Origin of the sequence: Nonomuraea sp. NPDC052129, assembly GCF_040680095.1 — a bacterium.
Taxonomy (GTDB): Bacteria; Actinomycetota; Actinomycetes; order Streptosporangiales; family Streptosporangiaceae; genus Nonomuraea.
The window spans coordinates 321,060-343,856 of the sequence record NZ_JBFAVX010000001.1 but is presented as its reverse complement, the minus strand read 5'-3'; the positions used below and the strand labels follow the sequence as shown (position 1 = coordinate 343,856).

Sequence of the window (22,797 nt, the reverse complement as noted above, 5' to 3'; positions counted from 1 at the left end):
CTAGTCTGCCCGGGTCGCCTCGTCCATGAGGCGGGGCAGATCGGATCCGGTGAACTCGGCCACCGCCCGCTCGTACTTCTCCATGCCCCACGACCAGAAGTCGAAGTCGATACTCTCGTTGGCGCCGTCCTGGATCGAGGCCCACAGCGTCCAGCCGTACTTGGACATGAGCCCGAGCAGCCGCGCCCGCGCGATCTTGTGGCGCAGGCGGCGGCCGTAGTAGGCGGCGACGAGCTCGTCCAGCAGGTCCAGGGACAGGTCCGACTCGCTCCAGATGTTGCCGAGCTCGAAGCAGGGGTCGTTGTTGCCGGCGTACTCGTAGTCGATCAGCCAGAGCCGCTCGCCGTCGTCGATGATGTTGCCGGGCAGCAGATCGTTGTGACACGGCACCCGCCCCACATCCCGGATATCCAGACATTTCCGGATCCGCTCAACCTCGGGCATGAAGTCGAGATATTTCGCCGGAAGGCGGTATCCGCGGCTCTGGACGATCTCCAGATACCCCCGCTGAATCTCGAACATGTCGAAGTCCCGCTCGAACCGGGGCCCCGCGTGCAGTCGCCCGCACACCTCGGCCAGCCGCCGCAGGTTCGCCGGATCGCGCAGATCGGCCTCCGTGAACGTCCGGCCCGGCAGGAAGCCCACGATCAGCACCCCGAGCTCCGGCAGATAGTCGTGCACCGGCGCCCCCACCCCGATCCGCGCGGCGGCCAGCGAGCAGGAGTGCTCGACGTCCCGGTCGATCGCCAGCAGCGATCCCTCGCTGGCCGACACCCGCGCCACGTAGGCCCCGCCGGGAACGGTCACCTTGTAATTGTGGTTGGTCAGGCCGCCGGGCAGCTCCTCGACGGAACGCGGCACGCCGGACAGCAGGGGGATGCGGTCGAGGATCTCGGTCATGGTCGATGCTAGCGCCATCAGCCCCTAAACGGTCTAGACCTTTTAGTGTAGCCTCGCCCGCATGAGCGACTCGGCCCGCATCGTGATCATCGGCGGCGGCGTGGGCGGCGCCTCCGTCGCCTACCACCTGACCCAGCTCGGCGAACGCGACGTCCTCCTGCTGGACCGCGACGAGCTGACCAGCGGCTCGACCTTCCACTCCGCGGGGCTCGTCGGCCAGCTGCGCGCCGACCCCACGCTGACCAGGATGAACCAGTACTCGGTGGAGCTCTACCGCACGCTCGACGCCGGCTGGACGGAGTGTGGCGGCATCAAGCTGGCCGGTACGCCGGAGCGGATGGCCGAGATCCGCCGCCAGATCGGCTGGGCGCGCACGTTCGGCCTGCCGCTGGAGGAGATCTCCGTCGCCGAGGCGGTCGAGCTGTTCCCGCTGATGGACCCCTCGGGCGTCGTCGGCGCGGCGTACCTGCCCACCGACGGGCAGATCGACCCCTCCGCGCTCTGCTACGCGCTGGCCACGAAGGCCCGCGAGGGCGGCGCCCGCGTCAGGACCAGGACCCGCGTGCTCGGCATCGACACCGAACGCGGCCGGGTCACGCGCGTACGCACCGACCAGGGCGACATCGACTGCGAGGTGGTCGTCAACTGCGGCGGCATGTTCGCCGCCGAGATCGGCCGGATGGCCGGGGTGCGGATCCCGATCGTGCCGATGTCGCACCAGTACGTGGTCACCGACGCCTTCCACGAGCACACCGGCCTGCCGACGCTGCGCGACCCCGACCTGCTCGTCTACTACCGGCAGGAGGTGCAGGGCCTGGTCATGGGCGGCTACGAGCGCACCTGCGCCCCCTGGACGGCGAACGAGACCTCGTACGACGCCATCCCGGCCGACTTCAACGGCCGCCTGCTCGCCGAAGATTGGGACCGGTTCACCGAAATCTCGGAGAACTCGCGGATCCGGGTCCCGGCCATGGCCGACGTCGGCATCCGCAAGATGATCAACGGCCCGGAGGCGTTCACCCCCGACAACGAGTTCTGCCTGGGCGAGACCGAAGTCGGCGGGTTCTTCGTGGCGGCCGGGTTCTGCGCGCACGGCATCGCGGGCGCCGGCGGCATCGGCAGGGTGATGGCCGAGTGGATCGTCGAGGGCGAGCCCGCCATGGACGTCTGGCACATGGACATCCGCCGCTTCGGCCGCCAGTACCGCTCCCCGTCCTACACCCTCGCCCGCGCGGTCGAGAATTACGAAACCTACTACGACATCCGCTACCCCGGCCACGAGCGCTCGGCGGGCCGCCCGCTCAAGGTCTCTCCGGCGTACGGCTGGCACGCCGCGCACGGCGCCGAGTTCGGCGAGAAGGCGGGCTGGGAGCGGGTCAACTACTACCGGTCGAACGAGCAGGATGGTGGTGGCGACGAGCGGCCCCAGGGGTGGGCCGGGCGGCTGTGGTCGCCCGCGATCAGGGTCGAACACCGGGCCGTGCGGGAGACGGCGGGCCTGTTCGACGAGAGCTCCTTCGCCAAGATCGAGGTCTCCGGGCCGGACGCCGCCGAGTTGCTCGAATGGGTCTGCGACAACCGCGTCGCCCGCCAGGTGGGCGCGGTGACGTACACACAGGCGCTCAACCGGCGCGGCGGCATCGAGTGCGACTTCACCGTCACCAGGCGGGCCGAGGACGAGTTCCTCATCGTGACCGGCACCGCGTTCGGCTCGCACGACCTGGGCTGGCTGCGCAAGCAGGCCGCGCTCAGGGGCGCCGACGTGCGGATCGCCGACGTGACCGGCCAGTACGCCTGCTTCGCCCTGTGGGGGCCGCGCGCCCGCGACATCCTCGGGACGCTCACGCCCGACCCGCTCGGCTTCCCGTTCATGTCGGCGCGGGAGCTGACCGTGGGCGACGTGCCGGTGCTGGCGCTACGGGTGACGTTCGTGGGGGAGCTGGGCTGGGAGCTGTACTGCTCCAGCGAGTACGGCCTGGCGCTCTGGCAGGCGCTGTGGGCGGCCGGGCAGCCGTACGGGCTGCGGGCCGGGGGCTACCGGGCCATCGACAGCCTGCGCCTGGAGAAGGGCTACCGCGTCTGGGGCGCCGACATCGGGCCCGAGACCACGCCGTACGAGGCGGGGCTGGGCTTCTGCGTCAAGCTCGACAAGGACTTCCTCGGCAAGGACGTGCTCGACCCGGACCCCGAGCGCCGGCTGCGCTGCCTGACCCTGGAGCCGGGGGCGATCGCGCTCGGCAACGAGCCGGTGCGCCTGGACGGCCAGGTCGTGGCCCGGATCACCTCGGGCGGCCACGGCTACACGGTCGGCTCGCCGATCGCCTACGCGTATCTGCCCGTGGGGCCGGGCGTCAAGGTCGAGGTCGAGGTGGAGGGCGCCTGGGTGACCGGGACCGTCGTCAGGGATCCGCTCTTCGACCCGGCGGGGGAGCGGGTGCGCTGAGGCCACCACGGGCGGGTGCGCTGACGCCGCTGCCGACCGAGGGCGAGGGTGCGCTGAGGCCGCTGCGGACCGAGATGCGCACCCGGTCGGAGCGGAACAGGTCGCGGGCGAACTCCACCGGCTCCCCGGCCGCCGCGTAGGCGGTGCGCTCGATCAGCATGAGCGGCGTGCCCGTCTCGACGCCCAGCTCGGCGGCCTCGTCGGACCTGGCGATGACCGGGTCGAGATGCTCGACGGCGGTGCGCGGCTCCAGGTCGTAGCGGGTGGCCAGCAGGGCGTAGAGCGACCCGCCGAGATCCTGCTCCAGGAAGCCGGGCAGCGCGGGGAAGAAGGAGCGCTCGAGGGCCACCGGCGACTGCCCGGCCGAGCGTACCCGGGCGACGTGGTGCACCGGCTCACCCACGGTGAGCTCCAGGGCGGCGGCGACGGAGCGGGGCGCGGGAACGGTCGTGGCGACCAGCACTCTGGCCTCGGCCTGGAGGTGGGCGCGCCGCATCTGCTCGGTGAACCCCGCCAGCCCCGTCAGATCGCACTCGACGCGCGGATCGGCGACGAACGCGCCGCCCGACCTGCCCGGCGTCCTGACCAGGACGCCGTCGTGCTCCAGCGTCGCCAGCGCCTGCCTGAGCGTCATCCGGCTCACGCCCAGGCGCGCCGACAGCTCCCGCTCGCCCGGGAGCCGGTCGCCGGGCTCCATCTCGCCGCTGCCGATGGACTCCAGCAGCCACCGCTCGATCTGCACGTGCGCGGGGACACCGGTGCCGCGCTCGACCTCGGGTGTCCCGACCACACGCGCATCGTAGCCGGTCACGCCGACAGCTCGGTCACGTCGACAGAGCGGTCAATCTGGACAGTCGCTCCACCGCGTCGGCGAACTCGCTCACCATCTCGTAAACCACCTCGCGAGCGGGCTTGACCTGGTCGAGCTGGCCGACGACCTGCCCGACGAAGTAGTTGGCCAACTCCACGGCCCCCGGTTCGCCGCGCTCGGCGGCCGTGCCGATGCGGGCCATCGCGGCCTCGGCCACGAGCATCTGCAGCGGCATCCCGAGCGGGCCGGGGCTCTCCGGCCCGGAGTCCCACTCCTCGGTCCAGGCCGACTTGAGCTGTCTGGCCGGCTTGCCGGTACGCGACCTGGACCTGACCGTGTCGAGCGAGGAGGCGGCCAGCATCTTCCGCTTCACCGAGGGCGCCGTCTCCGCCTCCTCGGTGGTCAGCCAGACCGATCCGCACCACACGCCTTCGGCGCCGAGCGCCATCGCCGCCGCCATCTGCCGCCCCGAGGCGATGCCGCCCGCTGCCAGCACGGGCACCGGGGCGACCGCGTCCACGACCTGCGGCACCAGCACCATCGTGGCGATCTCGCCGGTGTGCCCGCCGGCCTCGGTGCCCTGGGCCACGATCAGGTCCGCGCCGGCCGCCACCTGCCTGTGGGCGTGCTCGACGGTGCCGACCAGCGCGGCCACTGGCACGCCCGCCGCCCTGGCCTTGGCCACCATCTCCGGCGGCGGCGGTCCGAGCGCGCTGGCGATCAGGCCGATCGGATGCTTGAGCGCCACGTCGATCAGCCCGGTCGCGCCCGCCGCGGTCACCCGCCTGCCGAACTCGTCCGTCGAGGCGGCCACCGGCTGCGGCGGGGCGTTCACGCCGTACTTGGACAGCAGGTGCGTGACGAAGTCGCGGTGCCGTTCCGGGATGAAGTCGGTCAAATGGGCGTCGAGATCGAGCGCCGACGCGTCGAGCTTGCCGGGCACCAGCACGTCGACCCCGTACGGGCGGCCGTCCACCCGCTCGTCGATCCAGGTGAGCTCGGTGTCGAGTTGGTCGGGGGTGTAGGCGACCGCGCCCAGGACGCCGAAGCCGCCCGCGTTGGTGACCGCGGCCACCACGTCGCGGCAGTGGCTGAAGGCGAACAACGGGAACTCGACGCCGAGACGTTCGCAAATGGCGGTCCGCATGGTCCGACGCTAGCCGCCAGAAGGTTGTTCGGTCTACAGCTTGGGCGGGGCGGGATCAACGTCTGCGGGCGCGCGGATCACCGCCTGAGCGGCCGAGCTCAGGAGGCGGTGGCCTGCCGGTCCATGGCCAGCGAGATGCCCGGAGTGTGCCAGCCCAGCGCGGGCTCGTAGCTGCGTACCAGCTTGGCGGGCACGCCCGCGACCACGCTGTGGTCGGGGAACTCGCCGCGCACGACCGCGCCGCCCGCCACCACGCACTGACGACCGATCCTGGTGCCGGGCAGGATGATCGCGCCCGCCCCGAGCCAGGAGCCCGCGCCGATCGAGACCGGACTGTTGCGCGGCCACTGCCGGCCGATCGGTGTCTCCGGGTCGTCGTAGACGTGGTTCTGGTCGGTGATGTAGACGTACGGGCCGGTGAAGACGTGCTCGCCGATGTCGATCGACTGGTGGGCCACGATGTGCGAGCCCCGGCCGATCGAGCAGCCGCCGCCGATCCGCAGGATCGAGTCCGGGCCCAGGTCGACGCCGGGGCCCATGCCGCAGGACAGCGACACGCGCTCGCCGATCAGCGTGTGGTCGCCGATCTCGATCCACTGCTCGCCGAAGATCGCGCCCGGCGGGAAGGCGATGCTGACACCGTCGCCCAGATGCCGGAATCTGGTGCCGCCCGGACTGGCCGGGGTGATCGCCCCGGCCGCGCGGATCGCCTTGTAGGCACGGTGAATCAGCGCGCCCGTTGCCCGCCGTACTAATGACATAGGGCCCAAAGTTACCGCTAGGTCATGCCGTTCGGGCATGTCGGGGGCGTTGTTTGATATCCTGAGAGCCCGTGGACGCTTCGACCACACATCGACCCACGGGAGCCCCTTTGCGCAGCGCATCGCAAACCAAGCATCTATTCGTCACCGGCGGTGTCGCCTCCAGCCTAGGGAAGGGGCTCACCGCCTCCAGCCTGGGCCGTCTGCTCAAGGGACGCGGTCTCCGGGTCACCATGCAGAAGCTCGACCCCTACCTCAATGTGGACCCCGGGACGATGAACCCGTTCCAGCACGGCGAGGTCTTCGTCACCGACGACGGATCCGAGACCGACCTCGACGTCGGCCACTACGAGCGGTTCCTTGACACCGATCTGCACGGTTCGGCGAACGTCACCACCGGCCAGGTCTACTCCAATGTCATCGCCAAGGAGCGGCGCGGCGAATACCTGGGCGACACGGTCCAGGTCATCCCGCACATCACCAACGAGATCAAGGACCGCATCCGGGGCATGGCGGGTCCTGAGGTCGACGTGGTCATCACCGAAGTGGGCGGCACGGTCGGCGACATCGAGTCGCTGCCGTTCCTGGAGGCCGTACGCCAGATCAGGCATGAGGTCGGGCGCGACAACGTCTTCTTCCTGCACGTCTCGCTGCTGCCGTACATCGGCCCCTCCGGCGAGCTGAAGACCAAGCCGACGCAGCACAGCGTGGCCGCGCTGCGCAGCATCGGCATCCAGCCCGACGCGATCGTGCTGCGCTCCGACCGGCCCGTGCAGACGGCGATCAAGCGGAAGATCAGCCTGATGTGCGACGTGGACGAGGACGCGGTGGTCTCGGCCGTGGACGCGGCCTCGATCTACGACATCCCCAAGGTGCTCCACTCCGAGGGGCTCGACGCCTACGTGGTGCGGCGGCTCGGCCTGCCGTTCCGTGACGTGGACTGGAAGGAGTGGGAGGAGCTCCTGCGCCGGGTGCACCGCCCGGCCAAGGAGGTCACCATCGCCCTGGTCGGCAAGTACATCGACCTGCCCGACGCCTATCTGTCCGTCACCGAGGCGCTGCGGGCGGGCGGGTTCGCCAATGACGCCCGCGTCAACATCCGCTGGGTCAAGAGCGACGACTGCGAGACGCCCGAGGGCGCCGAGCGCGAGCTCGACGGCGTCGACGGCGTGCTGATCCCCGGCGGGTTCGGCGTGCGCGGCATCGAGGGCAAGATCGGCGCGATCCGCCACGCCCGGGAGGGCAAGATCCCGCTGCTCGGCATCTGCCTCGGCATGCAGGGCATGGTCATCGAGGCCGCGCGCAATCTGGCGGGGCTCGAAGACGCCAATTCCAGCGAGTTCGACCCCGACGCCAAGCATTCGGTCATCTCCACGATGGCCGACCAGGAGGACGTCGTCGCGGGCGAGCGCGACATGGGCGGCACCATGCGCCTGGGCAGCTACACCGCCAAGCTCGGCGAGGGCACCCTGGCCAGGCAGCTGTACGGCGGGAAGGCCAAGGTCGCCGAACGCCACCGGCACCGCTACGAGGTCTCCAACGCCTACCGCGAACGCCTGGAGAAGGTCGGCCTGGTGTTCTCCGGGCTGTCGCCCGACGGCCGCCTGGTCGAATACACCGAGCTGCCCGTCGAGGCCCACCCGTTCTTCATCGGCACCCAGGCCCACCCCGAGTTCCGCTCCCGGCCGACGCGGGCCAACCCGATGTTCAAGGGGCTGATCAACGCCGCGCTCGCCTACGCCGACAGCCGGGTGACCGCGAAGGTGGCCAAGTGAGGGTGGAAGACACGCCCGAGGCGTGGGAGGTCGTCGAATCCAAGGACCGGTTCGAGGGCCGGGTGATCCACGTGGTCACCGACACGGTCCGCATGCCGGGGGACACGGTCGCCGACCGCGACTACGCCGTGCACCCCGGCTCCGTCGCGGTCCTCGCGCTCGACGAGCAGGACCGGGTCCTGCTCATCCGGCAGTACCGTCACCCGACGCGCCGCCTGCTCTGGGAACTGCCCGCCGGACTGCGCGACGTGGAAGGAGAATCGCTGGTCACCGGCGCCGCGCGGGAGCTGGCCGAGGAGGCCGGGTACCGCGCCGAGACCTGGCACACACTGGTCGATCTCTACCCCTCGCCCGGTATGTCCAACGAGCGGATCCGGGTGTTCCTGGCCCGCGGCCTGTCGAAGATCCCCGCGGAGGAGAACGGCTTCGTCCACGAGCACGAAGAGATCGACATGCCGGTCGAATGGGTGCCTCTACCCGACGCGGTCGAAAGGGCGCTCATGGGAATGATCCACAATTCCCCGACCGTGGCCGGTATCCTCGCCGCATATGCGGCTTCGGTCGAGGGATTCGCCCTGTTGCGCCCCGCCGACGCCAAGGAGGCGTGACGGAAGGACCAGTTCGTGGAGGCGGTGCTCTCCAGCTACCTCGCCCACCTCACGGTGGAGCGGGGCCTGGCTGCCAACACACTGGCGTCCTACCGCCGTGACCTTGACCGTTACTTCGAGCACCTTCGCTCGCGCGGCCGCGTGTCGCTCGGCGAGGTGGGCGAGGCCGACGTCCTCGACTTCCTCGCCGCGCTGCGGGAAGGCGACTGCGACCACCCCGCCCTCGTGGCCAGCTCGGCCGCGCGGGCGGTGTCGGCCGTCCGCGGCCTGCACCGCTTCGCGCTGCGCGAGGGCGTCACGGCCCACGACCCGGCGCACCAGGTACGACCGCCGCGACAGCTCCGCAGGCTGCCCAAGGCGATCACCGTCGACGAGGTCGAGCGGCTCATCGCCGCCTCCGGCCCCGACGGCGCGCCGCTGACCCTCCGCAACCGCGCCCTCCTGGAAGTCCTGTACGGCACGGGCGCCCGCATCTCCGAAGCCGTCGGCCTGGCCGTGGACGACCTGGAAGCCGAGCAGGTACGGCTGCGCGGCAAGGGCAGCCGTACCCGCGTCGTGCCCCTGGGCCGCTACGCCCGTTCCGCGCTCGACGCCTATCTCGTCAGGGCCCGCCCCGGTCTGGTGGCCCACGGCCGGGGCACGCCCGCCGCCTTCCTCAACGCCAGGGGCGGCCGGCTCACCCGGCAGGGTGCCTGGGAGGTGCTCCAGGCCGCCGCCGAACGGGCCGGACTCGCCGGGATATCTCCGCACGTTCTCCGTCATTCCTTCGCAACCCACCTCCTTGACGGCGGAGCCGACGTTAGGGTGGTCCAGGAGTTGCTCGGCCACGCCTCGGTGACGACCACGCAGGTCTACACCCTGGTCACCGTCGACAAACTCCGCGAGGTGTACGCCGCCGCGCATCCCCGTGCCCGGCAGTGATCTATAGTCATTTGCGACGTGCGGCACTTCGGCGTGCCGCCTTGCCGCGTTAAGTGGTGACGCCATAGTGTCCGTCCGGACGGTCCGGTTCGGGATCGTCAGGGAGGTTCGAGCTGGTGACTGTGAAGACCAACGGTTCGGCCCCGGGGACCCCCGACAACCCCTGGGGAGACACGAAGACCAACACGCCTTCCGTAGGCGTGAATCTGGGCCCCACCCGGCGTCCCCGCCCGGTGTTCCCCGAACCTGTCGCGCCCGAGATCCACGGGCCCGCGCGGGTGGTCGCGATGGTCAACCAGAAGGGTGGGGTCGGCAAGACCACCACCACCATCAACCTGGGCGCCGCCCTCGTCGAATACGGCCTCAAAGTGCTGCTCGTCGACTTCGACCCGCAGGGCGCCCTGTCCGTCGGCCTCGGCATCAACCCGCTCCAGCTCGACCTCACGGTCTACAACCTGCTGATGGAGCGCAACGTCACCGCCGAGGACGTGCTGCTGGAGACCGGCGTCGAGGGCCTCGACCTGCTGCCCAGCAACATCGACCTGTCCGCCGCCGAAGTCCAGCTCGTCACCGAGGTGGCCCGCGAGCAGGTGCTCGGCCGCGTGATCAAGCCGCTGCTGCCGCACTACGACGTCTGCCTCATCGACTGCCAGCCGTCGCTCGGCCTGCTCACCATCAACGCGCTGACCTGCGCGCAGGGCGTCATGGTGCCGCTGGAGTGCGAGTTCTTCGCGCTGCGCGGCGTGGCCCTGCTCATGGACACCATCACCAAGGTGCAGGAACGGCTCAACGAGGACCTCGAGATCGAGGGCCTGCTCGCCACCATGTACGACGCCCGCACCCTGCACGGCCGCGAGGTGCTCGCCCGCGTCGTCGAGGCGTTCGGCGACAAGGTCTTCCACACCGTGATCAACCGCACCGTGCGCTTCCCCGACGCCACGGTCGCCGGCGAGCCGATCACCACCTTCGACCCGTCGTCCCTGGGTGCCAACGCTTACCGTGAGCTGGCCCGCGAGGTGCTGTCCCGCTGGCCGGCACCTGCGACAATGGCCAGGTGACGGAGACAGAGCCACAAGGGTTCAGGGTCCACCTGGACGTCTTCGAGGGGCCCTTCGACCTGCTCCTCGGCCTGATCTCCAAGCACAAGCTCGACATCACCGAGATCTCGCTCTCCAAGGTCACCGACGAGTTCATCGCCTACATCCGGGCTCGTGGCCCCGAGTGGGATCTCGACGTGACCAGCCACTTCCTGCTGGTCGCGGCCACCCTGCTCGACCTCAAGGCGGCCCGGCTGCTGCCCTCGGGCGAGGTCGAGGACGAAGAGGACCTGGCTCTGCTAGAGGCCCGCGACCTGCTGTTCGCCCGGCTCCTGCAGTACAAGGCGTACAAAGAGGTGGCGAAGGTCTTCTCCGGCCGCATGGCCGAAGAGGCGCTGCGCTTCCCGCGCACCGCGCCCATGGAGCCGCAGTTCGCCAACCTCCTCCCGCAGCTCATCCTGGGCATCAGCCCCGACGACCTCGCCCGCATCGCCGCCCGCGCCTTCGTCCCCAAGCTCCCGCCCACGGTCAGCGTCGGGCACATCTATCAACCGCTGGCCAGCGTGCGGGAGCAAGCCGCTATTCTGGTTGCTCACCTGCGCCGCATGCGGCGGGCCACCTTCCGGGCCCTGGTGGCCGACTGTGACGGCACCATCGAGGTCATCGCCCGCTTCCTGGCGGTGCTGGAGCTCTTCCGGGAGTCCGCGGTCACCTTCGAACAGGTCGAAGCGCTGGGCGATCTGCACGTGACCTGGACCGGGACGGACGAGGGGGACGTCTCGGTGGGGGACGACTACGAGGAGAGCGCGGAGAAGACGGCTGATGACTGACCGCTTGGACGACACCCCGCCTCGCGAACCCGCTCCCTTGCCCGCCTGGATGACCCTCCCGGGGTCGCTGGCTGCCGCGAGCACGGACGACGGCCCAGAGGCCCCGCCTGCGGTCGACGAGGCGGAGGTCGCGCTGTCCGAGCCCGAGGTGGACGACCGGCTCCAGGGGTCGTCTCCCGAGTCGGACGTCGACGATGGGCTTCGGAGCGCGTCGCTTGAGCTGGATGCGGACGACCGGCTCCCGAGGCCGTCCGTCGAGCCGGATGTGGACGAGCCGGATGTGGACGATGAGCTCTGGGACGCGTCCCTCGTACCGACCGGTGCGGAGGTGTCCGAGCCGGCCGGTCTGGACGACATACCCGATGAACCCGCCGAGAACGACCCCCAAGGCGGCGGCCCGACGCTCGGGGCGGCGCTTGAAGCGATCCTGATGGTCGTGGACGAGCCCGTCCCCGAAGTGACCCTGGCGCAGGTGCTCGAACGGCCCACCCACGAGGTGAGCACCGCACTCCGGGCCTTGGCCGCGGAATACACCCAAGCCGGACGGGGTTTCGATCTGAGAGAAGTGGCAGGCGGTTGGCGGTTCTACACGCGAGCCGACTGCGCCGCGCTGGTCGAGCGGTTCGTCCGCGACGGCCAGCAGACCCGGCTCACCCAGGCCGCGCTGGAAACCCTCGCGGTCGTCGCCTACCGGCAACCGGTGAGCCGAGCACGAGTCGCCGCGGTCCGCGGCGTCAACAGCGACGGCGTCATGCGGACGCTCGTCGCCAGGGGCCTGGTCGAAGAGGCCGGCACCGACCCGGAGAGCCAGGCAGTGCTCTACCGGACAAGTTCATACTTCCTTGAACGCCTGGGACTGAAGGACATCGGTGAGCTCCCCGAGCTCGCGCCCTTCCTCCCCGACGACGTGGAAAACCTCGAGGAGAATACAAAGTGATCAACAGGCGCAGCACCCCGTCCGGTGATGGACGCGGTCGTGGACGCACCGGCGGCGCGAGCCGTGGCGGCCGTCCCGCCTTCCGCTCGGACGACTCGCGCGGCGACTCCCGCCGTGAGGGGTTCCGTGGCGGTTCCCACCGAGACGATTCCCGCGGCGGACCCCGCCGCGATGACAGTGACCGCGGCGGAGCGCGCCGCGACGACAGTGACCGCGGCTACAGCCGCGACTCCGGAAGCGAGCTGGGCTCCGGCCGCGACTCGCTCCGCGCCGACCGTGGCGGTTCCCGCGCCCGGTACGGCAGGCCCGCCTCCGGCGACTCCCGCGACCGCTCCGGCTCGACGGGCGACCGGGGCGGCTACAACCGTTCCAGCTCAACGGGCGACCGTGGCGGCTACGACCGCTCCTCCCGTGACGACCGTTCGTCCCGCGAGCGTACGTACCGCGACGACCGCTCCCCCTCCCGCGACGACGACCGCCCGGCGCCCGGCAGCGACCGCGGCGGCTACTCGCAGTCCCGTGGCGACCGGGGCGGCTACTCGCAGTCCCGCGGCGGCTCTTCACCATCGCGTGGTGGCGACCGCGGCGGATATGGCGCGCAGTCGCGCGGCGACCGTGGCTACGGCGGGTCGTCCCGTGGCGAGCGCGGTGGCTACGGCTCGTCCTCCGGGGGCGAGCGCGGCGGATACCGCTCCGACCGTGGCGGCTCCGGCTCTCGGGAGGGTGACGGCCGTGACGGCTACCGCCCCCAGCGCCGCGACGACCGTGGCGGTTTCCGTTCCGACCGCAGTGACGATCGGGGTGGCTTCCGCTCCGAGCGTCGTGACGACCGCGGCGGCTTCCGGCCCGAGCGTCGTGACGACCGTGGCGGTTTCCAGGGCGCCCGAAGTGACGACCGAGGTGGCTTCCGTTCCGACCGTCGTGACGACCGTGGCGGTTTCCGGCCCGAGAGGCGGGACGACCGGGGCGGTTACCAGAGTGACCGTCGTGACGATCGGGGCGGATCGCGTCCCGAGCGCACGGAGGACCGTGGCGGCTTCCGGGCCGACCGTGGTGGCCGCAGGGATGGCGGTTCCCGTACCGAGTCCCCGAGGAGCGGCTACAGCCGCGGAGAGTCCCCGCGGACCGGCAACGGCCGCGGCGAGTCAACCCGTGCCCGCTTCGGGCGGCGTGACGACGCCGGCTCGCGCCGCGACGCCGGCCGCCCGACCCGTACCCCCAGGCGCGACGATGTTCAGACCATCGGCGGCGGGCGTACGTCCGGCGGACGGGACGGGGCGGCCACCGGTGCGCCGCGCGACCGGTTCAAGACCGCTCGCCAGCCCATGCGGGACCGCAACTTCTTCCCCGCCGGCTACACCGACGAGCGCGACACCACCGAGGTGCCTGGCGGCGTACGGCTGCAGAAGGTGCTCGCCCAGGCGGGTGTGGCCAGCCGTCGCGCCTGCGAGGAGATGATCGGCGAAGGCCGCGTCACCGTGAATGGGCAGGTCGTACGGAGGTTCGGAGCCAAGGTGGACCCGGCGGCGCAGGTCATCCATGTGGACGGCAAGCGCATCCCGACCGCCCCCGACCTGGTCTACTACGCCCTGAACAAGCCCATCGGCGTCGTGTCCACCATGGACGACCCGCAGGGCCGGCCGTGCCTGGCCGACTATGTGGAGGAGCTCGCGCCGAGGCTGTTCCACGTGGGCAGGCTCGACACCGAGACCGAGGGGCTGCTGCTGCTCACCAACGACGGCGAGCTGGCCAACCGGCTGACTCACCCGAGTTATGGGGTGCAGAAGAAGTACTGGGCGAAGGTTCCGGGTCCGATCCCGCGTGATCTGAGCCGTCGGCTCAAGCAGGGCATCGAGCTGGAAGACGGCCTCGCGAAGATCGACTCCTTCTCGATCGTGCAGGAGCACGGCCAGCAGGCGCTGGTAGAGGTCGTTCTGCACGAAGGCCGCAATCACATCGTCCGGCGGCTGCTCGAAGAGGCGGGTCATCGCGTCATCGACCTGGCCAGGATCGAGTTCGGGCCGGTCAAGCTGGGCCGCACCAAGGCGGGCACCGTCAGGGCGCTGTCCCTGAAGGAGGTCGGCGAGCTTTACGCCGCTGTGAAGCTGTGACGCCGAAGCTGTAATCTGGCGGGAACGCAGGAGCCCGTGCGAACCTCCGCACGGGCTTCACCGCTATAGAGGGGTGTAATCACATGGTGCGGGCGATCCGCGGGGCGATCCAGGTGGACGCCAACGACCGTGGGGCGATCATCGAGGCGACCACCGAGCTGGTCAGCGAGATGATGGGGCGCAATAAGCTGACCACCGACGATGTGATCAGCGTGCTGTTCACGGCGTCTCCCGATCTGACGGCGGAGTTCCCGGCGCTGGCGGCGCGGAAGCTGGGCTTCCACGACGTGCCGCTGATCTGCTGCACCGAGATCGACGTGCCGGGCGCGCTGCCCAGGGTCGTACGCCTCATGGCCCACGTGGAGACGGACCGGCCGCGCTCCGACATCCAGCACGTCTATTTGCGCGGCGCCGTCGCGCTCCGCCAGGACATCGCCCAGTAACGACCGGCTCATCCGCTTTCCTGCCACCCGACCGAGCTACTCCGACGCCAGATAAATCAGGACATCTACATGGCCTCCGAACTCCGCACCGTGCTGGTAGTCGGCACCGGTCTCATCGGCACCTCCATAGCGCTGGCGCTGCGCGAGCGCGGGCTACGCGTGCTGCTCGCCGACCACGACCAGGGAGCGGTACGGCTGGCCCGGGAGCTCGGCGCGGGCGAGGAGTGGCAGCCGGAAGCCGCTTCGGCCTCGGGTGAGTCCGGCGAGACGATCGATCTCGCGGTGCTCGCGGTGCCGCCCGCGCACGTCGCCGGTGAGCTGCTGGCGCTGCAGCGCAAGGGCACGGCCACGTTCTACACTGACGTGGCCAGCGTGAAGGTGGAGCCCATCGAGCGGGCCGCCCAGCTGGGCTGTGACATGTCCACCTACGTCGCCTCCCACCCTCTGGCCGGACGCGAGAAGTCGGGCCCCGGAGCCGCCAGGGCCGAGCTGTTCCTGGGCCGCCCGTGGGCGCTGTGCCCCACCCCCGACACCACGCCGGAGGCCAGGGCGGCCGTGCTGCGGCTGGTGGAGCTCTGCGGCGGCAACCCCATCGAAGTGGACGCGGCCGAGCACGACCAGGCCGTGGCCGTCGTCTCCCACGCGCCCCACGTCACCGCTTCGGCTGTCGCGGCCCGGCTGGCGGACGCGTCCGACATCGCGCTCGGCCTGGCCGGGCAGGGCGTACGCGACGTCACCAGGATCGCGGGCAGCGACCCGGGCCTCTGGCTCGGCATCCTGTCGGGCAACGCGACGCCGGTGGCCGAGGTGCTGGAGGCCATCTCCCGCGACCTGGCCGAGGCCGCTACGGCGCTCCGCGCGCTGGCCGACGGCGACGGCACGGTCACGCAGGAGATCACCCAGCTGCTCAAGCGCGGCGTGGCCGGTCACGGCCGCATCCCGGGCAAGCACGGGGGCCCCGCGCCGGCGTACGTGGTGGTCCAGGTCGTCGTCGGCGACCGTCCCGGTCAGCTGGCCAGGCTCTTCCAGATCTGCGACGAGGTCGGGGTCAACGTCGAGGACGTACGCCTGGAGCACGCTCCCGGCCTGCCTCTGGGCATCGCCGAGGTCTCCGTGCAGCCGGACGCGGCGGCCGTCCTCACCAAGGCGCTGCACGAGCGGGGCTGGCAGGTCCCGTAAGGCGGTGACCGCAAGGGTTTCCCAGGGGGTTCGTCACGCGACCGTCGCGCTCTCTGTGACGGTTCGTGGTGGCTGGTGGCCCTTTCGGAGAGATACCCCCTTCGAGGGGCTAGGCGGTCCGTTGTGGCGGGGGTCCTTGGGGTAGGGCACCGGCTTCGGGGGCGCGGAAGGACGGCGTCTATCGAAAGATCTAGGGCGCGGATCCCTGGCTTTGGCCATGGGGGGTGAGCCCTTCTGTCGAATCTTTGAGCGGTAGACAGGCTCCTACCGTATGTTGGGCCCGAGTGGCCGTGGCTCTGCGCACGAACAGCAACATCGTCTTCCAGTGCGCCTTCCTTGTGGTGTGGTGCTTCAAGTACCGCAGGCGGGTACTGAACGGCCGCGTTGATGAACGGCTCAGGCAGCTCTTCGGCGAGGTGATCGAGGAGAAGGGGGCGTGGCTGGTGGCCGTCGAGGTCATGCCCGACCACGTGCGCCTGCTGGTCGAGGTGGACCCGCAGTTCGGGATCCACAAGCTGGTCAAGGCGATCAAAGGCCGCTCGTCTGGTGTCCTGCGCCGGGAGTTCCCGAGCTTGAAGTCGAAGCTGCCGACGCTGTGGACTCACTCTTATTTCGTGGCCACTGTCGGTGGGGCGCCCCTGGAGGTCGTCAAGCGGTACGTCGAGAACCAGAACCGGTGAGGCATCGTGCTGACCGGACGTAGATACCGCCTGGACTTCACATCTGAGCAGGCTGGATTCGCCGAACAGGTCGGCGGGGCCTGCCGGTCGGTGTGGAACACCGCCCTGGAACAGCGGCGCACCTACCGACGGCGCGGGGCGTTCATCAACTACCACGAACAGGCCCGCCAACTGGTGGAGGCCAAGAACGAGCCGGAGTTCGCGTGGCTGGCCGAGGTGCCCGGCCACTGCCTGCAGCAGACGCTCATCGACCTGGATCAGGCATGTGCCAGGCACGGAACATGGAAGGTCCGCTGGAAGTCGAGGGTAAGAAACGCGCCGAGTTTCCGGTTCCCCGAGGGCGGCAAGATCGCGGTGGAGCGGTTGAACCGGCGCTGGGCGCGGGCCAAACTGCCCAAGCTCGGCTGGGTCCGCTTCCGGATCACCCGGCCCCTCAGCGGCACGGTCAAGAATGCCACCGTGTCCCGGGACGGCGGGCATTGGTACATCAGCTTCCTCATCGACGACGCGATCTGCCCGCCTGAGCGGCACGCGGCCCCAGGCACCGGGGTCGGCATCGACCGGGGTGTGGTCAATGTCGTGACCCGCTCGGACGGAGCCTTCCACCACCAGGTGTTCGCCCGGGATCGGGAGGTCGAGCACGCCAAGAAGCTGCAGCGGGATCTGGCCCGCACCACCAAGGGCAGTCAGCGGCGCAAGCGTGCGGCAGCGCGGATCGCCGGTCTGGCCCGCAAGATCCGGCGTCGCCGCCAAGACTTCGCCGCCAAGACTGCCCACACGCTGGCCACGAGCTTCGAGCTGGTGGTGTTCGAGGCCCTGGCGATCAAGAACATGACCGCCGGGGTCGAACCCCGGCCCGACCTCGCCCAGCCGGGCGCGTTCCTGCCTAACGGGGCCGCGGGCAAGTCCGGCCTGAACCGGTCCATCCTGGACAAAGGCTGGCATCGGATCGAACTGGCCAGCAGATCGAAGGCCCGGTATACGGGCACTTACGTGATCACTGTCAATCCGGCGTACACGAGTCAGAGGTGCAACGTGTGCAAGGCGGTGGATCGGAAATCCCGCGAGAGCCAAGCGGTCTTCCGGTGCACGTCTTGCGGACACGCCGAGCACGCTGATGTGAACGCTGCCAAGAACATCCTCACCGCCGGAAGGGCGGAGCACGCACGACCCAGACCGGGTGTGCGGGTTGGGGCGCGCAAACCACGCAACCGCGTGGGCCGGAAGGCCAACCGTCAAGCAACAGCAGCCCAGCCCACCGCACAGACGGAGCCGGAACTGGCTGAAATCCCCCGACTTTAGTCGTGGGGAGCGCTTCAAGTCACATCCCTGGCGGCTCGCTCCGTCTTCAGTGCGGAATCCCACCGGAGTTCGCAAGGAGCCAGGGACATGACGAACATTCTGATTCTGGGCGCCGGCTACACAGGCATCGCGGCCGCGATCAGGGCCGCCACCCGGACGCGCCGACACGGCGGCAAGGTGACGCTGGTCAGCGCCTCACCACGGTTCACGGAGCGGCTGCGGCTGCACCAGACCGCCGCGGGCGAACGGCTGCGGGACCACGCGATCGCCGACATCATCGCCGGCACGGGCATCGACCTCGTCCTGGGCCGCGTGAGCGCCCTCGACCCCGAACGGCACGAGGTCACCGTCAACGGCGAGGGAGCAGACACCCGGCGCGTGATCGCGTACGACAAGCTGATCTACGCACTCGGCACCGTCGCCGACGCCTCGACCCCCGGCGTGGCCGAGCACGCCTACGTCTACGACGACCACGACCAGGCCGTACGACTCGCGCGACGGCTCAGTGAGCTCGACCGGGGGACGGTCGTCGTGGCCGGCGGCGGCCTGACCGGCGTCGAGTCGGCCACCGAGCTCGCCGAAGCGCACCCCGGCCTGCGCGTCGTCCTGCTCAGCCGGGGCCGTCCGGGCTCGATGATGGGTGAGAAGGCCCGCGCCTACGTCGAGCGGGCGATGGATCGGCTCGGCATCCAGGTACGCGACGGTGCCGAGGTCACCAAGGTGCTGCCGGACGCCGTCGAGCTGGCCGGGGGCGAGCTGATCCCCTCCGACGCGACACTCTGGACCGCCGGCACCAAGGGCCTGCCCCTGGCCACCGAGGCGGGGCTGACGGTGGACGGGCGGGGCCGGATCGTGGTCGACGCCGCGCTCCGCTCGGTGTCGCACCCGGACGTCTACGCCGTGGGCGACGCCGCCGCGGTGCGCCAGCCGTACGGCGTCATGCACGGGACCTGCCAGGGCGGCATCCCGACGGGCCTGCACGCGGCCGACGCGCTCGCCGACGGGCTGCGCGGCCGTACGGTGAAGGCGTTCCGGTTCGGGTACGTTCATCAGCCCCTCAGCTTGGGGCGCCGGGACGCGGTCATCCAGTTCACCCACCCCGACGACACGCCGCGCAGGGCGTACCTGAAGGGGCGCTGGGCCATCGTCTACAAGGAGACGGTGAGCGGTAGCCCGATGCCCACCTACCGCTTGCTTAAGCACGGGCTGGTGCCGGTCGGCCTGTTCCGGCTGACGGCCGGCCTCAAGTGATGGCGGGTGGCGTGTGTCAGGGCTTGGCGAGCGCCTGATCGACCGCGTTGGAACGGTATCCGGCCAAGTGTGCGCGGTATGGGGACCGTGGTCGGCGGATGGTCGAGCGCGGTATGGGGACTGGGGTCCGGTAGGGGGTCGCGGCGGACGCCGGATTGTCCAGCTGGGCGTAGGGCATGCCTGCGAGGCGGTAGCCTCTTCAGGTTGGAGAAAACGTGTGGTGGGGAAACGTGAAGAGGGAGAGGCCGTGACCGGTCTGGTCGTCGCCATGGACGGTCCCGCGGGGTCGGGCAAGTCGAGCGTGTCGCGTGGAGTCGCCCGCGCACTCGGGCTGCGCTACCTGGACACCGGGGCGATGTACCGGGCGATGACCTGGTGGATGCTCCAGCAGGGCGTCGACCTGGCCGATCCCACCGCTGTCGCGGCCCGCGCGGGCGAGCCCGAGATCGTCTGCGGCGCCGACCCCGACGGCCCGTCCATCCACGTCGGCGGTGTCGACGTGGCCGGGCCGATCCGGGAGGCCGAGGTCACCGGGGCGGTCTCCGTCGTCGCGGCGGTGCCCGAGGTGCGCGCGCGTCTCGTGCACCTGCAGCGGGAGATCATCGGCGCCGGTGACATCGTGGTCGAGGGCCGCGACATCGGCAGCGTGGTCGCCCCCGACGCGACCGTCAAGGTCTATCTGACGGCCAGCGCCGAGGCCCGTGCACTGCGCCGTACGGCGGAGCTGAGCGGCACCACGGTGGAGGCGCAGCAGGCCGCGATGGCCAAGCGTGACACCCTCGACTCCACTCGCAAGACGGATCCACTCTCGATGGCGGATGGCGCCGTCGAGCTCGACACCACGCCGCTGACCCTCGAAGAGGTCATCGGCGAGGTGCTGAGTCTGATCAAGGAGCGCACCTGACAAGGGTGCGGTACTCACAAAGGATGAAAAATCGTGTCAACGGGGGATTGGGTCGAGGCTGAACTCGACGATCTCGCAGTATCCGACGACGTCGCCGACAGCGGCCCGGTGCCGGTCGTGGCCATCGTCGGTCGCCCGAACGTAGGCAAGTCCACGCTGGTCAACCGCATCATCGGCCGCCGTGAGGCGGTCGTCGAAGACGTGCCGGGCGTCACCCGTGACCGCGTCACCTACGACGCCAACTGGCGCGGGCGCCGCTTCACGGTCGTCGACACCGGCGGCTGGGACCCCGAGGCCACCGGGATGAACCTGCGCATCGCCGACCAGGCGCGGGTCGCGGTCGAGCTGGCCGACGTGATCGTGTTCGTCGTCGACGCCACCGTGGGCGCGACCGACGCCGACGAGACGGTCGGCTCGGTGCTCCGCCAGTCGGGCAAGCCGGTCATCCTGGCCGCCAACAAGGTCGACAACCAGCAGGTGGAGCTGGAGGCCGCCGCGCTCTGGGCGCTCGGCCTCGGCGAGCCGCAGCCGGTCTCGGCCCTGCACGGCCGCTCCAGCGGCGACCTGCTCGACGTGATCCTCGACGCGCTGCCGGAGACGCCGGAGCTGCGGTTCGACGCCGAGCGCGGCCCCTACCGGGTGGCGCTGCTCGGCAAACCCAACGTCGGTAAGTCCTCGCTGCTCAACAAGCTGGCGGGGGAGGAGCGGGTGCTGGTCGACCCGATGGCGGGCACCACCCGCGACCCGGTCGACGAGCTGATCGAGCTGGGCGGCAAGACCTGGCGCTTCGTCGACACCGCCGGCATCAGGCGGCGCGACCGCGAGCTGCAGGGCGCCGACTTCTACGCCGCCATGCGCACCCGAGCCGCCCTCGAACGCTCCGAGGTGGCGATCGTCCTCATCGACGCCAGTGAGGTGCTCACCGAGCAGGACCTGCGGATCATCGGCCTGGTGATCGAGTCGGGCCGGGCGATGGTCGTCGCGTTCAACAAGTGGGATCTGGTCGACGAGGACCGCCGCTACTACCTGGAGAGGGAGATCGACCGGCAGCTCGTCCGCACTCCGTGGGCGCTGCGGGTCAACATCTCCGCCAAGACCGGACGCCACATGGACCGGCTCGTCCCGGCGCTGGAGAAGGCGCTCGGGTCGTGGTCGACGCGGGTGCCGACGGCCAGGCTCAACGCGTTCCTGACCGAGCTGGTGCACCAGACGCCGCCGCCGGTGCGGGGTGGCAAGCAACCGAAGATCCTCTTCGCCACGCAGGCGTCGGTGGAGCCGCCCAAGTTCGTGCTGTTCACCTCGGGCTGGCTGGAGGACACCTACCGGCGCTTCATCGAGCGCCGGATCCGCGAGGAGTTCGGCTTCGCCGGGTCGCCGATCGACGTGTCGATGAAGATCCGGGAGAAGCGGAAGAGCGGCGGCCAGCCCGCCAAGAAGTAGCCCCGGCCCAGGGCGGCCCCGTGCGGCTCTCCGATCCAGGTCGCCGTCCGGGGTTCCGGCCCAGGTCACGGTTCGGCGGTTCGGGCTCAGGTCACGGTCTGGGGTTCGGGCTCAGGTCACGGTTCGGCTCTCTTTGGGCCGGGCCTGGGCGTGGGTTCGGTCAGACCGGCTGGGGCTGGTGTTCCTCCACGGGTGCCTTGGTGTGCCTGCGTACGGCACGGTAGGCGGCGATCACCGCCCAGAGCTGGCCCAGCCCCACGACGGCGTGCAGACCGTACACGAACAGGCTGGCCAGCGGTGTGTCGTCCGTCGTCGCGCCCGCGAGCCCGGCCAGCGGGAAGACGACGAGCATCTGGACCGCGCTGAGCACCAGGGGAGCGGCGCACAGCGCGATCAGCTTGCCGGGCACCTTCGCCAGCGCCGCGACGACGGTGGCCACGAGGGAGACGGCCGGGATGACGAACAGGCCGTTCGCGGCGTGCAGGCCGATCGCCGCGGGATCCGTGCCCGTGGGCCGCGGCATCTGGAACGCGCCGAACGTGGCCAGGTAGAACTGCAGGATCACCACGACGATCTGCGCGACGGCGCATCCGACCAGGGCTCTGCGCATGTCGGCCTCCTCCGGGGGACGGGTTGCCCCGAGTGTCCTCGGCAACCGGTGGCCGGATAACCCCTATCCGCCCCCTGTGGTCGTCGGACGCCGCTGTCCCGGCCGCGTGTACGCGCGTCAGCCTCCCGAAACCCCCTTGGCTCTGGTCGAGGGGTCCTGTGCTGCGGTGGTCATGAGGGTCTCCGTGGGGTCATGGTGGCGATGGCACACCTCGAGAGACTCATTACGCGATCGAACCCGCGGCATGGTGACGCTCTGGGCGATGCCGATGACGAAAGTCTCGAGATCCAGTTCGCAGATCTGGCCCGCCGCTTGGAAGGCACCTTCGACGAACTGGCTGAGCTTGAGGCCGCGATGAAAGCCCGTGCGGCCGTTGCCCGAAGGCTTGCGGCCGAAGCGGAAGCCAACAGGCGTGAAGCCGATTCGAGCCGTGAAATTGCGGCGCGACGTAAAGAAGAGACCGACGCCTTCGACGTTCTCCTCGCCAGGCAGGTCGACGCCGTGGCTCAACGTGTCGAGAAGCGAGGCCAAGGTACTCGACGTCGCTACATGTTGTACGGCGCCATTCTCGGAGCCGTAGCCGCCGTACTGCTTGACGCGACCAAGCACTATTGGGCGTTCTGGATGTAGGCGCGCCTGTGTGGACGGGTCCTAATCAGGTTGCCGACGTCCGCCGGCGCTGGCTACGCTCTCCGGCAACACGTAGA

General features: G+C 70.2%; 21 protein-coding genes. 15 read left to right on the top strand and 6 right to left on the bottom strand.

Translation table 11 applies throughout. The annotated features are described in order from the left end of the window. Positions 1-918, bottom strand: a complete 918-nt coding sequence (locus AB0L53_RS01600) for a choline kinase family protein (RefSeq protein ID WP_363988794.1) — start codon at positions 916-918, stop codon at positions 1-3. Positions 919-961: 43 nt separating this feature from the next. Between AB0L53_RS01600 and AB0L53_RS01595 the strand changes: the two genes are divergently transcribed. Further along, the gene (locus AB0L53_RS01595) at positions 962-3,343 is read left to right on the top strand and encodes an FAD-dependent oxidoreductase (RefSeq protein ID WP_363988792.1); all 2,382 of its coding nucleotides are present in this window, start codon (positions 962-964) and stop codon (positions 3,341-3,343) included. Here AB0L53_RS01595 and AB0L53_RS01590 read toward each other — a convergent pair. The 3 genes from AB0L53_RS01590 to AB0L53_RS01580 all read right to left on the bottom strand — a co-directional run bounded on the left by AB0L53_RS01590 (position 3,300) and on the right by AB0L53_RS01580 (position 6,062). Then, positions 3,300-4,133 carry a GntR family transcriptional regulator gene (locus AB0L53_RS01590; protein WP_363988790.1) on the bottom strand — a complete coding sequence of 278 codons (834 nt, stop codon included), beginning with the start codon at positions 4,131-4,133 and terminating at the stop codon, positions 3,300-3,302. The two genes, AB0L53_RS01595 and AB0L53_RS01590, sit on opposite strands and share 44 nt — an antisense overlap. Positions 4,134-4,167: 34 nt before the next feature. Continuing rightward, positions 4,168-5,301 carry a nitronate monooxygenase family protein gene (locus AB0L53_RS01585; protein ID WP_363988787.1) on the bottom strand — a complete coding sequence of 378 codons (1,134 nt, stop codon included), beginning with the start codon at positions 5,299-5,301 and terminating at the stop codon, positions 4,168-4,170. Between the two features lie 98 nt (positions 5,302-5,399). Continuing rightward, positions 5,400-6,062 (bottom strand): acyltransferase, encoded by a 663-nt coding sequence (locus AB0L53_RS01580; protein WP_363988784.1) that lies wholly within the window; start codon positions 6,060-6,062, stop codon positions 5,400-5,402. Between the two features lie 110 nt (positions 6,063-6,172). On the opposite strand from AB0L53_RS01580, the gene AB0L53_RS01575 reads away from it, so the two are divergent. The 14 genes from AB0L53_RS01575 to der all read left to right on the top strand — a co-directional run bounded on the left by AB0L53_RS01575 (position 6,173) and on the right by der (position 21,480). Next, on the top strand, positions 6,173-7,837 hold the full coding sequence (locus tag AB0L53_RS01575) for a CTP synthase (protein ID WP_358555646.1): 1,665 nt from the start codon (positions 6,173-6,175) through the stop codon (positions 7,835-7,837). Continuing rightward, positions 7,834-8,445: an NUDIX hydrolase gene (locus AB0L53_RS01570; RefSeq protein WP_363988781.1), complete on the top strand. Its 612-nt coding sequence runs from the start codon at positions 7,834-7,836 to the stop codon at positions 8,443-8,445. Before AB0L53_RS01575 ends, AB0L53_RS01570 begins: the two co-directional genes overlap by 4 nt. A gap of 15 nt (positions 8,446-8,460) precedes the next feature. Continuing rightward, positions 8,461-9,366 carry a site-specific tyrosine recombinase XerD gene (locus tag AB0L53_RS01565; RefSeq protein WP_357945676.1) on the top strand — a complete coding sequence of 302 codons (906 nt, stop codon included), beginning with the start codon at positions 8,461-8,463 and terminating at the stop codon, positions 9,364-9,366. A 206-nt stretch (positions 9,367-9,572) separates the two neighbouring features. Continuing rightward, positions 9,573-10,424, top strand: a complete 852-nt coding sequence (locus tag AB0L53_RS01560; RefSeq protein ID WP_250905916.1) for an AAA family ATPase — start codon at positions 9,573-9,575, stop codon at positions 10,422-10,424. Continuing rightward, complete coding sequence (locus tag AB0L53_RS01555) at positions 10,421-11,233, top strand: segregation/condensation protein A (RefSeq protein WP_357945681.1); 813 nt, start codon at positions 10,421-10,423, stop codon at positions 11,231-11,233. Before AB0L53_RS01560 ends, AB0L53_RS01555 begins: the two co-directional genes overlap by 4 nt. A 430-nt stretch (positions 11,234-11,663) precedes the next feature. Continuing rightward, positions 11,664-12,170, top strand: coding sequence for an SMC-Scp complex subunit ScpB (scpB, locus tag AB0L53_RS01550; protein ID WP_363990325.1), 507 nt, complete (start codon positions 11,664-11,666; stop codon positions 12,168-12,170). Then, a complete protein-coding gene (locus AB0L53_RS01545) occupies positions 12,167-14,281 on the top strand; it encodes a pseudouridine synthase (protein WP_363988776.1) in 2,115 nt (704 codons plus the stop codon). The genes scpB and AB0L53_RS01545 overlap by 4 nt, the downstream gene beginning before the upstream one ends. Positions 14,282-14,364: 83 nt before the next feature. Further along, positions 14,365-14,724 (top strand): chorismate mutase, encoded by a 360-nt coding sequence (aroH, locus tag AB0L53_RS01540; RefSeq protein WP_357639298.1) that lies wholly within the window; start codon positions 14,365-14,367, stop codon positions 14,722-14,724. A 69-nt stretch (positions 14,725-14,793) separates the two neighbouring features. Continuing rightward, positions 14,794-15,903, top strand: coding sequence for a prephenate dehydrogenase (locus AB0L53_RS01535; protein WP_363988773.1), 1,110 nt, complete (start codon positions 14,794-14,796; stop codon positions 15,901-15,903). Between the two features lie 284 nt (positions 15,904-16,187). Beyond that, entirely contained in the window at positions 16,188-16,583 is a 396-nt protein-coding gene (gene tnpA / locus AB0L53_RS01530) for an IS200/IS605 family transposase (protein WP_363988770.1), read from the top strand. 6 nt (positions 16,584-16,589) lie between these two features. Further along, on the top strand, positions 16,590-17,885 hold the full coding sequence (locus tag AB0L53_RS01525) for a transposase (protein ID WP_363988767.1): 1,296 nt from the start codon (positions 16,590-16,592) through the stop codon (positions 17,883-17,885). 87 nt (positions 17,886-17,972) lie between these two features. Beyond that, positions 17,973-19,136 carry an FAD-dependent oxidoreductase gene (locus AB0L53_RS01520; protein WP_363988764.1) on the top strand — a complete coding sequence of 388 codons (1,164 nt, stop codon included), beginning with the start codon at positions 17,973-17,975 and terminating at the stop codon, positions 19,134-19,136. A gap of 268 nt (positions 19,137-19,404) precedes the next feature. Beyond that, entirely contained in the window at positions 19,405-20,040 is a 636-nt protein-coding gene (cmk, locus tag AB0L53_RS01515; RefSeq protein ID WP_363990322.1) for a (d)CMP kinase, read from the top strand. A 33-nt stretch (positions 20,041-20,073) separates the two neighbouring features. Continuing rightward, complete coding sequence (gene der, locus AB0L53_RS01510) at positions 20,074-21,480, top strand: ribosome biogenesis GTPase Der (RefSeq protein ID WP_358555631.1); 1,407 nt, start codon at positions 20,074-20,076, stop codon at positions 21,478-21,480. A 160-nt stretch (positions 21,481-21,640) separates the two neighbouring features. Here the strand turns inward: der and AB0L53_RS01505 are convergent, their stop codons facing one another. After that, a complete protein-coding gene (locus AB0L53_RS01505; RefSeq protein ID WP_363988762.1) occupies positions 21,641-22,090 on the bottom strand; it encodes a hypothetical protein in 450 nt (149 codons plus the stop codon). A 117-nt stretch (positions 22,091-22,207) separates the two neighbouring features. Further along, the gene (locus tag AB0L53_RS01500) at positions 22,208-22,699 is read right to left on the bottom strand and encodes a hypothetical protein (RefSeq protein ID WP_363988759.1); all 492 of its coding nucleotides are present in this window, start codon (positions 22,697-22,699) and stop codon (positions 22,208-22,210) included. Between the last annotated feature and the right edge of the window lie 98 nt (positions 22,700-22,797).